This window comes from Aureimonas flava (assembly GCF_003583935.1).
GTDB lineage: Bacteria > Pseudomonadota > Alphaproteobacteria > Rhizobiales > Rhizobiaceae > Aureimonas > Aureimonas flava.
In genome coordinates, this window is the sequence record NZ_QYRN01000005.1 from 50397 (window position 1) to 65308 (window position 14912).

General features: G+C 69.9%; 17 protein-coding genes. 7 read left to right on the forward strand and 10 right to left on the reverse strand.

All coding sequences use genetic code 11. The features are described from left to right. Positions 1-103: 103 nt before the first annotated feature. The 4 genes from D3218_RS10055 to D3218_RS10070 all read right to left on the reverse strand — a co-directional run bounded on the left by D3218_RS10055 (position 104) and on the right by D3218_RS10070 (position 3753). Positions 104-574: an HPr kinase/phosphorylase gene (locus tag D3218_RS10055; protein WP_119539950.1), complete on the reverse strand. Its 471-nt coding sequence runs from the start codon at positions 572-574 to the stop codon at positions 104-106. Beyond that, positions 571-2367 carry a sensor histidine kinase gene (locus D3218_RS10060; protein WP_119539951.1) on the reverse strand — a complete coding sequence of 599 codons (1797 nt, stop codon included), beginning with the start codon at positions 2365-2367 and terminating at the stop codon, positions 571-573. The genes D3218_RS10055 and D3218_RS10060 overlap by 4 nt, the downstream gene beginning before the upstream one ends. Before the next feature lie 13 nt (positions 2368-2380). Then, positions 2381-3085 (reverse strand): response regulator transcription factor, encoded by a 705-nt coding sequence (locus tag D3218_RS10065; RefSeq protein WP_119539952.1) that lies wholly within the window; start codon positions 3083-3085, stop codon positions 2381-2383. Positions 3086-3273: 188 nt separating this feature from the next. After that, positions 3274-3753 (reverse strand): pyridoxamine 5'-phosphate oxidase family protein, encoded by a 480-nt coding sequence (locus D3218_RS10070; RefSeq protein ID WP_119539953.1) that lies wholly within the window; start codon positions 3751-3753, stop codon positions 3274-3276. Positions 3754-4049: 296 nt separating this feature from the next. On the opposite strand from D3218_RS10070, the gene D3218_RS10075 reads away from it, so the two are divergent. The 6 genes from D3218_RS10075 to D3218_RS10100 all read left to right on the forward strand — a co-directional run bounded on the left by D3218_RS10075 (position 4050) and on the right by D3218_RS10100 (position 8355). Next, positions 4050-5660, forward strand: a complete 1611-nt coding sequence (locus D3218_RS10075) for a phosphoenolpyruvate carboxykinase (RefSeq protein WP_119539954.1) — start codon at positions 4050-4052, stop codon at positions 5658-5660. A 124-nt stretch (positions 5661-5784) separates the two neighbouring features. Continuing rightward, entirely contained in the window at positions 5785-6228 is a 444-nt protein-coding gene (arfB, locus tag D3218_RS10080; protein ID WP_119539955.1) for an alternative ribosome rescue aminoacyl-tRNA hydrolase ArfB, read from the forward strand. A 96-nt stretch (positions 6229-6324) separates the two neighbouring features. Continuing rightward, positions 6325-6882, forward strand: coding sequence for a fasciclin domain-containing protein (locus D3218_RS10085; RefSeq protein WP_119539956.1), 558 nt, complete (start codon positions 6325-6327; stop codon positions 6880-6882). A gap of 87 nt (positions 6883-6969) precedes the next feature. Continuing rightward, on the forward strand, positions 6970-7446 hold the full coding sequence (gene msrB, locus D3218_RS10090) for a peptide-methionine (R)-S-oxide reductase MsrB (RefSeq protein WP_119539957.1): 477 nt from the start codon (positions 6970-6972) through the stop codon (positions 7444-7446). Positions 7447-7615: 169 nt separating this feature from the next. After that, entirely contained in the window at positions 7616-8053 is a 438-nt protein-coding gene (locus D3218_RS10095; RefSeq protein ID WP_119539958.1) for an Hsp20 family protein, read from the forward strand. Between the two features lie 44 nt (positions 8054-8097). After that, a complete protein-coding gene (locus D3218_RS10100; protein ID WP_119539959.1) occupies positions 8098-8355 on the forward strand; it encodes a BQ00720 family protein in 258 nt (85 codons plus the stop codon). A 101-nt stretch (positions 8356-8456) separates the two neighbouring features. On the opposite strand, the gene ptsN is transcribed toward D3218_RS10100, so the two are convergent. From ptsN to lptC, 6 genes are all read right to left on the reverse strand, one after another. After that, positions 8457-8921 (reverse strand): PTS IIA-like nitrogen regulatory protein PtsN, encoded by a 465-nt coding sequence (gene ptsN, locus D3218_RS10105; RefSeq protein WP_119539960.1) that lies wholly within the window; start codon positions 8919-8921, stop codon positions 8457-8459. Between the two features lie 141 nt (positions 8922-9062). Then, positions 9063-9638, reverse strand: coding sequence for a ribosome hibernation-promoting factor, HPF/YfiA family (hpf, locus tag D3218_RS10110; RefSeq protein WP_119539961.1), 576 nt, complete (start codon positions 9636-9638; stop codon positions 9063-9065). A 177-nt stretch (positions 9639-9815) separates the two neighbouring features. After that, positions 9816-11276, reverse strand: coding sequence for an RNA polymerase factor sigma-54 (gene rpoN / locus D3218_RS10115; protein WP_168990476.1), 1461 nt, complete (start codon positions 11274-11276; stop codon positions 9816-9818). Positions 11277-11386: 110 nt separating this feature from the next. Then, positions 11387-12139 (reverse strand): LPS export ABC transporter ATP-binding protein, encoded by a 753-nt coding sequence (lptB, locus tag D3218_RS10120; RefSeq protein WP_119539963.1) that lies wholly within the window; start codon positions 12137-12139, stop codon positions 11387-11389. A gap of 130 nt (positions 12140-12269) precedes the next feature. Continuing rightward, the gene (locus D3218_RS10125) at positions 12270-12896 is read right to left on the reverse strand and encodes an LptA/OstA family protein (protein WP_245414998.1); all 627 of its coding nucleotides are present in this window, start codon (positions 12894-12896) and stop codon (positions 12270-12272) included. Then, a complete protein-coding gene (lptC, locus tag D3218_RS10130) occupies positions 12893-13489 on the reverse strand; it encodes an LPS export ABC transporter periplasmic protein LptC (protein ID WP_119539964.1) in 597 nt (198 codons plus the stop codon). The genes D3218_RS10125 and lptC overlap by 4 nt, the downstream gene beginning before the upstream one ends. Before the next feature lie 358 nt (positions 13490-13847). Between lptC and sppA the strand changes: the two genes are divergently transcribed. Beyond that, positions 13848-14804 carry a signal peptide peptidase SppA gene (gene sppA, locus D3218_RS10135; protein ID WP_119539965.1) on the forward strand — a complete coding sequence of 319 codons (957 nt, stop codon included), beginning with the start codon at positions 13848-13850 and terminating at the stop codon, positions 14802-14804. Positions 14805-14912 lie beyond the last annotated feature (108 nt).

Sequence of the window (14912 nt, forward strand, 5' to 3'; positions counted from 1 at the left end):
CAGGTCACACCGCTCGGAATCTTTCCAGATCAGGGTGAAAGCCTTGCGCGGTCGCGCTTCGGGACCGCTCACGAAGCCGCGACCGCCCTGCTGCGATGCGGCATCAACCTGGTTTCCCCGCCTGCCAGAAGGCGTGCGAGGCGGCGAGCGTTAGCAGGATGTCGGCGCCGAAGCTCGGATCGCGCTCCGCGAGGCGCACGGCGCGCAGACCGATTCCCGCGATCTCGACGCGCCGCGCCGCGTCGGGCATGCGCTCCACCGCCTCGCGCGGCACGAGCTCTACCACGAGGTCGAGAAGCGTGTGCGTCACGTGCCGCTCGGGCAGGATGCCGATGCCGCGGATCTCGATCAGCCCGGTGATCGCTTCGGGTGCGCGGGCGCCGAGCCGGTCGCCCTCGCGCGCGACGAGAACCTGGTCGTCGGCGACCAGCGCCGCCTCCAGGCCGGCGGCTTCCGCCCGCCGCAGCACGGCCAGCGCCAACGCCGACTTGCCGCTGCCCGAGGGGCCGCGCAGCAGGAGGCCGCGCCCGGCGAGGCGCAGCGCGGTGGCGTGGATGTTGGTCGCCCCGCTCACGTCTCGGCCGGGAGATCCACGGTGAAGCGCGCGCCCGCGATGCCGCCGGGGGCGGCGGCGTCGAGAATGTTCTCGGCGCGGATCGCGCCGCCGTGCGCCTCCACGATCTGGCGCGAGATCGACAGGCCGAGCCCCGAGTTCTGGCCGAAGGACTCGGCGCCGGGGCGATCGGTGTAGAAGCGCTCGAAGATGCGCTCGATCTTCTCGGCCTGGATGCCCGGCCCGTTGTCCTCGATCGTCACCGTGCAGGTGCGGGCGCGGCGCTGGAGACGCACCGAGATGCGACCGCCGGTCTCGGGCACGAAGGAGCGGGCGTTGTCGATGAGGTTGGTGAAGACCTGGCTGAGGCGCAGGTCGTGGCCGGCGACGCGGAAGCCGCGGCCCGCCGGCGGCGGCACGACCGTGAGGTCGATGGCGATTTGCTGCTCGGGCTTCAGGTGCCCGCGCGCCCCGTCCACCACGGAGCCGACGAGGCCCGCGAGGTCCACCTCGCCCGCCACCTCGCGCGCCAGCTCGGCGTCGAGACGCGAGGCGTCCGCGATGTCGGTGATCAGCCGGTCGAGGCGCTTCACGTCGTGCTGGATCACGGCAAGGAGACGCTCTCGGGCATTGTCGTTGCGCGCGAGCGGCAGCGTCTCGACGGCCGAGCGCAGCGAGGTCAGCGGGTTCTTCAGCTCATGGCTGACGTCGGCGGCAAAGCTCTCGATCGCGTCCATGCGCGCGTAGAGCGCGTTGGTCATGTCGCGGATCGCCGAGGCGAGGTGGCCGACCTCGTCGGCGCGGTCGCCGAAGTCGGGGATCTCCTCGCGCGCGGTGACGCCCCGTCGCACGCGGATCGCGGCCGCCGACAGGCGGCGCAGCGGGGTCGCGATGGTGGAGGCTAGGAGCGCCGACAGGATCACCGTCACCATGGCGGCCACGGCGAAGGTGCGCACGATGGCCATGCGCTCGGCCTGGACGATCTTGTCGATGTCGCCGCCCTGCGTCGACAGGAGAAGCACGCCCAGCACGGCGCGGAACCGCTGGATCGGCACCGCGACCGACACGATCAGCTCGCCGTTCTCGGTGGAGCGCACCAGGGCGCGGGGGCCGCCGGTCAGCGCGCTCATCACCTCCGGGTAGGTCGAGCCGGAGCCGCCCGGCGTCTCCTTGTAGATCGGCAGGTCGCCGTGGCCGAGAAGCCGGCCCGTCTCGCGGCTGATCCAGGCGAAGATGCCGTTCTCCTCGTCGGTCTCCACCGGCGGCAGGTCGTAGCGCAGGATCTGGCCGCGCGAATACAGGTGGCGCGAATCGAGGATCAGGTTGGCGTCGCGGTCGTAGAGACGGGCGCGCGTGCGCGTCGGCGAGATCAGTCGGCGCAGCAGCGGAGCGACGCGCTCCGGGTTGATCGGGAAGTCGAGCGATTCGGACTGGTCGGGATTGGGCTGGAGCGTCGCACCGGCCTGGAGTTCCAGGAGGCGTTCCGGGTCCACGGTGATCGAATCGGTCTCCACCGTGGCCGAGGACGCGATGGCGCTGGCGATGATCTCGCCCTGCGTCAGCAGGCTCTCGACGCGCGCGTCGATCAGCCCGGCCCGGAACTGGTTGAGATACAGGATGCCGGAGACGAGGACGATCAGCGCGACGAGGTTGAGGAAGACGATGCGCCGCGTCAGCGAGGAGAAGATGGAGTGGCCGAGCAGGCGGCGGACGCGGATCACCAGTCGCCGCACGATGGGCGTGCGGCGCCAGCGGGCCGGGCGGCGGCGTGCCGCGGCCGTGCGTCCGGTCTCGTTGGTGCCCGTCGCCGACAACCCCGCCGGCCCGTCAGACTTCGCGGAAGCGATAGCCCACGCCGTAGAGCGTCTCGATCATGTCGAAGTCGTCGTCGATCGACTTGAACTTCTTGCGCAGGCGCTTGATGTGGCTGTCGATGGTCCGGTCGTCGACATAGACCTGCTCGTCGTAGGCCGCGTCCATCAGCGCGTCGCGGCTCTTCACGACGCCGGGCCGCTGGGCCAGCGAGTGGAGAATCAGGAACTCGGTGACCGTGAGGGTCACCGGCTGGCCCATCCAGGTGCAGGTGTGGCGCTCCTGGTCCATCACGAGCTGGCCGCGCTCCAGGGAGGACTCGGCCACCGAGACCGGCTTGCCGCCGACCGTCTCGCGCGGGGCGCCGCGGCGCAGGATGGCGCGAACGCGCTCGACCAGGAGGCGCTGCGAGAAGGGTTTGCGGATATAGTCGTCGGCGCCCATCTTGAGGCCGAAGAGCTCGTCGATCTCCTCGTCCTTCGAGGTCAGGAAGATCACCGGAAGGTCGCTCTTCTGGCGCAGACGGCGCAGGAGTTCCATGCCGTCCATGCGGGGCATCTTGATGTCGAAGATGGCCAGGTGCGGCGGACGGGCGGACAGGCCCTCCAGTGCCGAGGCGCCGTCCGTATAGGTCTCGACCCGGTAGCCCTCGTTCTCGAGCGCGATCGATACCGAGGTCAGGATGTTGCGGTCGTCATCCACCAGCGCGATCGTCGGCATGTCGTCTCCACTCCTGTCCGGGCGGGCGAACGCGCGCCGTCAACCTCAACGGTGCGCCGTAACGCTCCCGGCCCGCCCCGTCGCCGGAGCGGGCTCGATTCCCTTCTGGAAGGGAAATGTGGCGTTCGTGACGCTTTTGCAACGCCTTTCGCGTTTTGCGCCGCTCGCCCTCGATCTTTCGCGAGATCTCAGAGCCGGACCTTGACGTTCTCCGTGGTGTCCGGGCGCGGCTTGTCGCCGACATAGGCCTTAGCGAACTCCCAGGCCTGGGTGATCTTGTTGGCGGTGACGTCCCAGATCTCGGCCTGCGTCGGGCGGACCACCAGGACCGCGGTGTTCGGGCCGTCCTTGCCGCCCGGCATCCAGGCCTCGGCCTGCGGGTCCCACGCCTCCTCGATCCGGGCGCGGTCGGTGGACAGGCTCGCCGTGCCCGAGAGCGCGACATACTCCTCCTTCTGCACGAAGGAGCAGGCGACCTGGTCGTCGGCGGTGATCTCCTCGACCTTGTGGGAGTTGCGGTCGGTGATGAAGAGGATTTCGGCGCGCTCGCGCGAGATCTGCGGCGCCATCGGGCGCGAGCGAAGCTTGCCCCCGTCGCGGGTGGTGACCATGCAGGTCTGGAAGTCGCCGATCATGTCCCAGAACTTCTCGGTTGCCGACTCGGCCATGTCTCGTCCTTTCAAGAATGCGTTCCGCCCCACAACGCAGGACGCGCCGAAAGGTGCCCGGGGCATCGGCGCGACCGAGGAGCCCCGGCGCACGCACCGCGCGAATTTATTTTGCTTGGGTTAATCCGATTGAAGTGCGGTGCTGAACCGATTTAGGCACGTAGATCGATGTTTTAAATCGTTTGATATTGCGGCATCCATGTATTTCTCTGAGTTTTCGATAGTTGCCGCGATGCGGCTTCGGGGATATTTGCTTGGCTTTCCGGGATGTCCCGGCCGACCGAGGGAAGTGTGACATGGAAGAATTCGGGCTCCGCAATCCCGATCGCGGCATCGAGACCACCGGTCTCGCCAACCTGTCGTCCCTGCGCTGGAACCTTGCCGAGGGCGAGCTCGTGGAAACGGCCGTGCGTCGCGGCGAAGGCAAGCTGACCGCCCACGGCGCCCTGGTCGTCACCACCGGCCAGCACACGGGCCGCAGCCCCAAGGACAAGTTCGTGGTGCGCGACGCCGGCACCGAGGGCCGCGTCTGGTGGGACAACAACAAGCCGATGGCGCCCGAGGCGTTCGAGCGGCTCTATGCGGACTTCAAGGCGCACGCCGAAGGGCGCGACCTGTTCGTGCAGGATCTCGTGGGCGGAGCGGACACGCAGAACGCCATCCGGGCGCGCGTGGTCACCGAATACGCGTGGCACTCCCTGTTCATCCGCAATCTCCTGATCCGCCCCGAGCGCGCCGAGCTCGAGGGCTTCGTGCCGGAGCTGACCATCATCGACCTGCCCTCGTTCCGGGCGGACCCCGAGCGCCACGGCTGCCGCACCGAGACGGTGATCGCCTGCGACTTCACGCGTAACATCATCCTGATCGGCGGCACGACCTATGCCGGCGAGATGAAGAAGTCGGTCTTCACCGTCCTCAACTACCGCCTGCCCGAGACCCGCGTCATGCCGATGCACTGCTCGGCCAATGTCGGCGCCGACGGCGACGCAGCCGTGTTCTTCGGTCTGTCGGGCACCGGCAAGACCACGCTCTCGGCCGATCCGACGCGCACGCTGATCGGCGACGACGAGCACGGCTGGGGCGAGACCGGCATCTTCAACTTCGAGGGCGGCTGCTACGCCAAGACGATCCGGCTGTCGGCGGAGGCGGAGCCGGAGATCTTCGCCACCACGCGCATGTTCGGCACGGTGCTCGAGAACGTCGTTCTGGACGAGGCGCGCGTGCCCGACTTCGAGGACGGCTCGCTCACCGAGAACACCCGCGCGGCCTATCCGCTGCATTTCATTCCGAACGCCAGCGACACCGGTCTCGGCGCCCATCCGCGCAACATCATCATGCTGACGGCCGATGCCTTCGGCGTGATGCCGCCGATCGCCAAGCTGACGCCCGAGCAGGCGATGTACCACTTCCTGTCGGGCTACACGGCCAAGGTGGCAGGCACGGAGAAGGGCGTGACCGAGCCCGAGGCGACGTTCTCGACCTGCTTCGGCGCGCCGTTCATGCCGCGCCACCCGGCCGAGTACGGCAACCTCCTGCGCGACCTCATCGCGCGGCACGGCGTGGACTGCTGGCTGGTGTCCACCGGCTGGACGGGCGGCGCCTACGGCACGGGGCGGCGCATGCCCATCAAGGCGACGCGCGCGCTCCTGGCCGCGGCGTTGGACGGCTCGCTGAAGTCGGCCGAGTTCCGCACCGATCCGAACTTCGGCTTCCGGGTGCCGGTCTCGATGCCGGGCGTGGACGCCGCGATCCTCGATCCGCGCTCGACCTGGAGCGATCCGGCGGCCTACGACGCGCAGGCAGAGCGCCTGGTCGCGATGTTCCGCACGAACTTCGCCAAGTTCGAGGAGCATGTCGACGCCGGGGTGATGGACGCTTCGCCGGCGCGGGCGCTGGCCGCCGAATAGGGCGCGCGATCTCCGGGGAGGAGGCGGGGCTCGCGACCTTCGGGTTGCGGGTCCCTTTCGTTTGCGGCAACCACGGGGGCGGAAGGCGGCGGCGTCCGCCGGAGCCGGGAGGAGGAAGCCGCGCATGGCGGAGCCAGCAGCGAACAGGGGCCTGCCCGTCAACGCCCGGATCACCATTCCCGACGACGAGCTGGAGGAAAGCTTCATCCGCTCGGCCGGTCCGGGCGGGCAGAACGTCAACAAGGTGGCGACCGCCGTTCAGCTCCGCTTCGGCGCGGCGGGGTCCAGCGTCCTGTCGGACGAGGTGAAGGCGCGGCTCCTGCGCCTCGCCGGCCAACGGGCGACGAAGGGCGGCGCCGTCCTGATCGAGGCCTCGCGCTTCCGCACCCAGGAGCGCAACCGCGAGGATGCGCGCGAGCGTCTCGTCGCGCTGGTGCGCGAGGCGCTCGTGCCGCCGCCGCCGCCGCGCAAGAAGACGCGGCCGACGCGCGGCTCGGTGGAGCGCCGGCTGGAGGCGAAGAAGGGCCGCTCCAACGTCAAGCGGATGCGCGGGCGCGTCAGCGACTAAAAATTATGATCACGAATTCGGCATCCGCGCCGCATCCCCTTCCGTAGCTCATGACGCCCCTCGCTCGGAGGGCGCATCAACAGGGGAAACGGACCCATGATCTCCAAGCTGTTCCGCAGTGCCCTCGTCGCCTCGCTCCTAGTCGGCTCGGCCGGTCTCGCGATGGCCAAGGACAAGATGGTCGAGGTCGGCGGCGCGCCGATGTACGCATCCAAGACGATCGCCCAGAACGCGCCCAACGCGAAGAACCTGACGACCCTGGTCGCGGCGGTGAAGGCGGCGGGCCTCGTCAAGACGCTGGACGGGAAGGGGCCCTTCACCGTGTTCGCGCCCGACAACGCGGCCTTCGCCAAGCTGCCCGCCGGCACGGTGGAGAAGCTGGTGAAGCCGGAGAACAAGGCGCAGCTCACCAAGATCCTGACCTACCACGTGGTGCCGGCCAAGGCGACCGCCGAAGCTGCGATGAAGATGATCAAGGACGACGGCGGCAAGCACGTCGTGAAAACGGTCGAGGGCGAGGAGCTGACGCTCGCCATGAAGGGCAAGAAGCTCACCGTCACCGACGCCAAGGGCAACGTCGCGACGGTGACCCAGGCCGACGTGATGCAGAAGAACGGCGTGGTGCACGTCATCGACACCGTGCTGATGCCCTGATCGCCGATCATGGACGACCGACGGCCCCGCCCCCATATGCGGCGGGGCCGTCCTGCCCTTCCACACCATCCACTCGGGAGCCTTCCCATGCGGCGTAGACAGTTCCTTCTCGGCCTCGCGGCGTCGGGGCTCGCGCTGAAGGCGGCCGGCGCGGTGGCCGCCGAGAGCTTTCCGTTCACCCTGAGCGACGAGGACTGGCGCCGCCGCCTGTCGTCGGACCAGTATGCCGTGCTGCGCCAGGAGGCGACGGAGCGGCCCTTCTCGAGCCCGCTCAACGCCATCAAGACCAGCGGCCTGTTCCACTGCGCGGGCTGCGACAACACGCTCTACTCGTCGGCGACGAAGTTCGATTCCGGCACGGGCTGGCCGAGCTTCTGGGCTCCGGTGCCCGGCGCGATCGCCAACCGCACCGACTATCTCCTGGTGTATCCGCGCACCGAGGTGCACTGCGCCAACTGCGGCGGCCATCTCGGCCACGTCTTCGACGACGGCCCGCCGCCCACCGGCAAGCGCCACTGCATCAACGGCGTCGCGCTCCAGTTCAAGCCCGGCCCGGTGACCTGAGCGGCGGCAAGGCTCCGTCAATCTTTGGGGCGCTGAATGGTGGCAGGGGCGCGAGGGGCCCGGCGCATTGAAGCGGGCCCTCCGGGTCGCCATATCTCGGACAGGTCGAGCGGGACGCCGCACCAGGGTCCCGACCGACAAGTCGCTTGAGACAAGGGCTTGCCGTGACATGAACAGGATGACGCCGTTTTCCAGTCCGCTGCTTCTCGGTTTCGACGGGGTGGAGCGGATGCTCGAGCGGATGGGGAAGGCCAGCGACGGCTATCCCCCGTTCAACATCGAGCGGATCCGCACCGTCGCGAGCGACGGGACGGCCGGCGAACCCGCCATCCGCATCACACTCGCGGTGGCCGGCTTCCTGCCGGACGACCTGGAGATCACGACGGAAGACAACCAGCTCACCATCCGGGGCGCGCAGAGCGACCGGGAGGAGCGGGACTTCCTGCACCGCGGCATCGCAGCCCGTCAGTTCCAGAAGAGCTTCCTCTTCGCCGACGGCATGCGCATTCTCGGCGCGCAGCTGAAGAACGGTCTTCTGATGGTGGACTTGGTCAAGCCCGAGCCCGAACGCGTGGTGAAAAAGATCGAGATCACCGTCGAGGATTGAAACCTCGGCCCCGATCTCCCGTTTGCCTCTTCAGGAGACGCCCCATGACCCGTACGAATTCCGTCACACCGGTTTCCCAGTCCGACCTCGCCTCGATCGGCGAGGGTCACCTGGCCTATCTGCGCCGCATGTCGTCCGACGACATCCGCGCCCGCTTCCCGTCCGCCCAGTCGATCCGGCCGGGTTTGAAGCTCTGGGCGCTGTTCTCGGCCGACGGCACGCCGCTGGCCGTGTCCGACGATCGCGGGTCGATCCTGGCGAGCGCCACCGAAAACGAGCTGATGACCGTCAGCATCCACTGACCCGCCCGGACCTTGCGGCGGAAAGATCGATCGAGGCCGGCCGGACCCGCTCCGCGCCGGCCTTTCGCTGACCGGGGGAGTAGGCGTCATGACGCCCGGCGTCAGGCCGCGTGCGGCGGTGCCTGGCGCGTCATCAGATGGTGGAGCGAGCCCGCGTCGCGCGAGGCGCGCAATTCGTCCACGGTGCGCGGGTCGCGCAGGAGGCGGGCGATCTTCGACAGGGCCTTCAGGTGGTCGGCGCCCGAGCCTTCGGGCGCGATCAGCAGGAACACGAGATCCACCGGCTGGTCGTCCAGCGATTCGAAGTCGATGGGCTTGGCGAGGCGCGCGAAGACGCCCTGGATGCGCTGAACGCCGGCGAGCTTGCCGTGCGGAATGGCGATGCCGTGGCCGATGCCGGTGGAGCCGAGCTTCTCGCGCGCGATCACGGTCTCGAAGATGTCGCGCGCCTCCAGGCCGGTGAGCGCGGCGGCCCGCTCGGAAAGATCCTGCAGAACCTGCTTCTTGGAATGCGCCTTGAGGGAGGGGAGGATCGCTTCCTCCCGGATCAGATCGGACAGCTCCACGTCGTCAATGCCTTCCGCTCAACCGGTCCGCGCAGCCCATCGGGGCGGAGCGTGCCGGACAAACCTTGCGCGGCCCTTCCCGGACGCCGACGGGACCGAGACCGGGGCGAGACGCCCCGGCCGGTTCCCGTGCGGCCGGTATCAGACCCTGGCCCGCAATGTCGAGGGGTCGATCCAGCCGACATTGCCGTCCGGCCGCCGGTAGACGATGTTCACCTCGTCGTTGGCGCCGTTCTTGAACACCACCACCGGACCGTCGCGGCGATCGAGCTCCATCACGGCGCTGGCGACGCTCATGGTGCCCATCACGAGCGAGGTCTCGGCGATCACGGCCGGGGCGAAGTCCTCCGGCACCTCCTCGGTCTCGTCCGGCACGGCGCTGATGACGGTGTAGGCGATCTCGCGCGATCCCGCGGCGCTCGCCTTGTGGTCCTTCAGCCGGCGCTTGTAGCGGCGCAGGCGCTTCTCGACCTTCTCGGACGCTTCGACGAAGCTCGACTCCGGGTCGTGGGTATCGGCGGTGGCCTGAAAGTAGACGCCGCTGTCCAGGTGCAAGGTGATGTCCGCGCAGGTGCGCGCCCCTTCCTTGGACAACACGACGGCACCGGAGAAATTCCCGTCGAAGTACTTGGCGACCAAGTCGTTCAGCCGATCCTCGATCCGCGAGCGAAAGGCTTCGCCGACGTCCATGTGTCGGCCCGATACGCGAAGTCCCATTCGTGTCTCCTTCCATTCGTCCGGCGACGGGCTTCGGAAGCCGCGCGTCGCCGTCTTCTCGAAGACTCCGCACGGCCATTTCGTTCCGGCCCGTCGGGGGAATCATTCGATCCCAATTCCGTGGCAGGGCCAAGGCCCCCAAGGCCCGAAATTCCGAGCGTGGCGGCGCCGGTTCGCTCAGCCGGCGAGGCGGCGGGCCTTCATCTCGCGCCGGCGTTGCACGGAGGAGGGAATGCCGAGCGCCTCGCGGTACTTGGCGACCGTGCGCCGGGCGAGCTCCACGCCCTCGCCCTGGAGCCGGGCGGCGATGTCGTCGTCGGACAGGACGCCGCCGGCGCCCTCGGCCGCCACGAGGTTGCGGATGCGCAGCTTCACGCTCTCGGCCGAATGCGCCTCGCCCCCGTCGCTGGCGGCGATGGCGCCCGAGAAGAACGCCTTCATTTCCACCGTGCCGCGCGGGGTGGCGAGGTACTTGCCGGCGGTCACCCGGCTGATGGTGGATTCGTGCATGCCGACGGCCTCGGCCACGTCCATCAGCGTCATCGGCCGCAAGTGTCCGCCGCCGCGCGCGAGGAAGGCGCCCTGGCGGCGCACGATCTCGTCCGCCACCTTCAGGATGGTGCGCGCGCGCCCTTCCAGGGACCGCTGCAGCCAGCCGGCGGACTGTCGGCACTGGGCCAGGAAGACGCGCTCCTCGCCGCTGCCCGAACGGGGCGCCCCGGCCTCGAGGCGGATGCGCAGTCGGGGAAAGGCCTCCGGGTTCAGCGCGACGCGCCAGCCACCGGGCGCGCCGGCGTCCTGCGTGACCACCGCGTCCGGCAGGACGGCCGCCGGCGGCGCGAGCGAGAAGGCCGAGCCCGGCCGCGGGTCGAGCGAGCGGATCTCGGACAGGATGTCGAGAAGCTCCGCCTCGCTTTCGCCGGTGAGGCGTGACAGCGCCGCGAAGTCGCGGCGCGCCAGAAGCGGCAGGTTGGCCAGCACGCAGCCCATCACGGGGTCGAGTCGGTCGCGCCGCCGGAGCTGGATGGCGAGGCATTCCTCCAGCGAGCGGGCGAACAGGCCGGCGGGCTCCGCCTCGTCCTGAAGGCGCCGGAGCAGGGGTGCCATCTCGGGCGGAAGCGCGAGGTCGGCGAACAGGAAGCCGGACGCGTCGAGATCGGCGAGCCAGTACTCCGCGAGCCGGCGCTCGTCCCCGCCGCCGAACACCTCGGCGATCTCGCCCATCGCATGGGCGTGGAGCGAGGGCAGGCCCTCGCCGACCCGCTCCTCCCAGGAGGCGGGCTCGCCGCCCGCGCCGGACGCGGCGCCATGCGCGAGGTCCAGGAGGCGTTCGGCGGCGTCGGGATGGCGCTCCCCCGCCGGGCCCGTCCCGTCGGAGAATGCGGCGCCGTCGTCCCGGCATCCGGAGAGCGGCGCGGGGTCGCTCGCGACGGGCTCCGGGATCGTCTCGACCGGCGACGGCGGCGCGGGCTCGGCTGCCGGCACGAGTTCCAGAAGCGGATTGCCGTCGGCCTCGCGCTGCAGGAAGGCGAGAAGCTCGACATGGTGGAACTGCAGGAGCCGGATCGACTGGAGGAGCTGGGGCGTCATGGTGAGCGACTGGCTCTGACGCGCCTGGAGGTTCATCGACAAGTTCACGGCGATCCTCCCCTCCGTCGTGCCCTCACAAGCTCGGGGCAACCTCGGGGAGAAAACTGGTCCGCATCTTGCTTGTCAAGGCGGGCCGCATAGGGCCCGGCCGGAATCGGTCAATAGGTGAACTGTTCGCCGAGATAGATCCGCCGGACGTCGGGATTGTCCACGATGTCCTGCGGGGTGCCGTGGGTCAGCACCGCGCCCGCGTGCATGATGTAGGCCCGGTCGATCAGCCCGAGCGTCTCGCGCACGTTGTGATCGGTGATGAGCACGCCGATGCCGCGCCGCGTCAGGTGGCGGACCAGTTCCTGGATGTCGGCCACGGCGATCGGGTCGACGCCCGCGAAGGGCTCGTCCAGAAGCATGAAGGTCGGGCGCGAGGCGAGGGCGCGGGCGATCTCGCAGCGCCGCCGCTCGCCGCCCGACAGCGCGGTGGACGGTTGCCGGCGAAGATGGGCGATGTGGAACTCCTCCAGGAGCGCGGTGAGCTGGCGCTCGCGCTCCGGCTTGGAAGGTTCGACCATCTCGAGCACGGCGCGGATGTTGTCCTCCACCGACAGGCCGCGAAAGATCGAGGCTTCCTGCGGCAGGTAGCCGATGCCGAGCCGCGCGCGCCGGTACATCGGGATGCCGGTGATGTCGTGGCCGTCGAGCTCGATGCGGCCGCCGTCCACGGGCACGAGGCCCGTGATCATGTAGAAGCAGGTGGTCTTGCCCGCACCGTTGGGACCCAGCAGCCCCACGGCCTCGCCCCGCCGCACCGCGACGTCGACGCTGTCCACCACGCGGCGGCCGCGATAGGTCTTGGTGATGCCACGCGCCACCAGCGTGCCGGAGGACGGATGGGCGCGCGCGTCGGACTGCATGGCGCTTTCGCGGGGGTCCTGCGCGGGTCGCGGGGCGATGGGGTCGAGCGGTGTGTCCACGGAACGTCCAGGGTCGGGGCGGCCGGCGCCGGACCGGCCCGCCCGGAGAAACGGGGCGGGGGAAGGGGGCTCAGTTGGCGCCGGGCGCGCCGCCGGCACCGGGCGAGAGCAGCATGCGCACCCGGCCGCCACCGCCCGAAGCCCCGCCGCAGTCGGTGCTCTGGAGCCGGGCGACGCCCGTGTCCATCTGGATGCGCAGGACGCAGCCGGTCGCCACGTTCTTGCCCTGGCTGAGCACGACGTCGCCGGTGAGCAGGGCGACCTGCGTCTTCATGTCGAACTCGGCCTTGTTGGCCGTGGCGGTCTGGTCGGCCGAGCGGATGGTCACCTTGCCGGTCGCCTCCAGGCGGCTGATGTCGCCCGAGCCGCCCGGCATGTTGGAGCGCTGGGCCGCCGGCTGGGCGCCGCCCTCCTGGTTGCGCACGTAGAAGACGAGGAGCTTCTCGGCGTTCATCGAGGTCTGGCCCTGGCGCACGCTGACGTCGCCCGAGAAGGTCGCCAGCGACTTGGCGTCGTCGACGTCGAGCTGGTTCGATTCGATGGCCACGGGCTGGTCGCCCTGCACCTGAAGCCCGCCGAAGGAATTGCCGAACCCCTGCGACTGCTGCTGCGCCATGGCGGCGCCGGGCAGCGAGGCGGAAAGGGACAGGGCGCCGAGAACGGCCAGCACGGCGGGCATGCGATGGGTCGATGTCATTGTCCGGGCTCGCTCGTGGGGGCGCCGCCCCCGTTGGAAAGGGACTGCGGAAGAAGGGTCAGCTTGACGCGGTTGCCGAAGGACAGCGTCTTGCCGCCGTCCGAGATCGACACGTTGCCCGCCTCCAGGCGCTGGTCGGAGGTGGCGATCTCCACCGGGCCGGTGCCGGTCAGCGTGCCGCCCTCGAGCGCGACGTCGGCGCTCTGCATGCGGATGCGGATGCCGCTGGTCGTGTCCACCGAGATCTGGTCGTAGAGGCGCAGCATGTTGGTGCGCGTGTCGAAGCGGCCTTTGGCCGCGACCAGCTCGGCCGTGGTGCCGGCGTCCACCGTGAGGTTGGCGCGCACGCCGTCCAGGTCGATGCTCGACCCGCCGAGCTCCTGGATCGCCCGGTCGGCGACCATGGAGAAGGGGCGGTCGTTGCCGTCGACGCCCGACATGCGCGGGTCGCGCATCACCAGGCGCCCGTCCTCGATCGAGGTGGAGGCGAAGGCGATGTCGGCGGGAAGGCTGCGCGCCAGCCAGATCGCCACCATGCCGGCGAGCACGATGGCGCTGGCCACCAGCGGCAGCCCGATCTTGAGCCAGCGCACGCGGCGCGAGTGGGCCCGCGCGCGGCTGAACGCGTGCGCCGGGCGCTCGGCGGCGCTGCCGAGGGCCAGATCGTCGCGGGTCGTGGTCGCCGCGTGCCTGCCCTGCCTGTTGGGTGCGTCGAGAATGCGGAAGGCTCCAGAACGAATCGAATGGGGAAACGCGGGATCGCCGCCGGACGGGGCGATCCGTGCATTTCCCTATGCGGGATATAGGGTTTTTACATGGTAAAACCACGGCGCGCGAGGGCCCGTCGCTCACACGCCCGCGCGTCGCCGGGCCGCGTCCCGGCGCCCGCTTGGCAAGCCGGCCCGGCCGGTCTATCGCTCGCTGCGAATGGAACGGCAGGGGCGAGGCGGCATGGACGCACAGGGGATCATCGACCGTCGGCGGCTGCGCCGCAAGCTGTCGTTCTGGCGCGTGGCGGCGATTCTGGTGCTCGCGGTGGCCGCCGTTCTGGCCGCGTTCGCCGCCGGATGGCGTCCGGGCGCCGGGCTCGGCCCCACCATCGCGCGTGTCGAGATCTCCGGCCTCATCACCGAGGACCGCGAGATGCTCGAGCTCCTGGACGACCTTGCCGAGGACGACGGCGTGAAGGCGGTGATCGTCAAGGTGAACTCGCCGGGCGGCACCACCGTGGGCGGCGAGACGCTGTTCCACGCGGTGCGGCGCCTCGCCGAGGCCAAGCCGGTGGCCGCCGAGGTCGGCCAGCTCGCCGCCTCCGCCGGCTACATGGTCGCCATGGCCACCGACCGCGTGTTCGCGCACCATTCCTCGATCGTCGGCTCGATCGGCGTCCTGTTCCAGTATGTCGACGCCTCCGTGCTGCTCGGCCGCATCGGGGTGGACGTGGCGGCGGTGAAGTCCTCGCCGCTCAAGGCCGAGCCGTCGCCCTTCGACCCCGCGCCGCCGGAGGCGCGCGAGATGATCGGGCGGCTGGTCGACAGTTCCTATGCCTGGTTCAAGCGGCTGCTGGCCGAGCGGCGCGGCTTCTCGCCGGCGGAGACCGATGCGCTCGCCGACGGCTCGGTGTTTTCGGGCGAGCAGGGCCTCGACAACCGTCTGGTGGACGCCCTGGGCGGCGAGCGCGAGATCCGCCGCTGGCTGGAGCAGGAGCGCGGCGTGCCCGAGGGGCTGGAGATCGTCGAGCGCGAGCCCGCGCGCGAGGGACGCTGGGGCCTGTCGGGCGCCGCGCACGCCCTCGCGACCCGTCTTCTCGGCTTCGACCCGGCCGCGTCAGGCCTCGGCGGAGCGGTCGCGGGAGCGGCCGGTCACCTTGACGGGATGGTGTCGCTCTGGCAGCCTCCCGGCCCATGACAAGGCGCGGCATATCTGCGCCATCCAGTTGAAATTGCAGGCGTTTTGGACCCGCATCGAGGGTGTGGCGGGTTCGGTGCCCTTCCAGGTTGCGCTTCGGGGAAACGT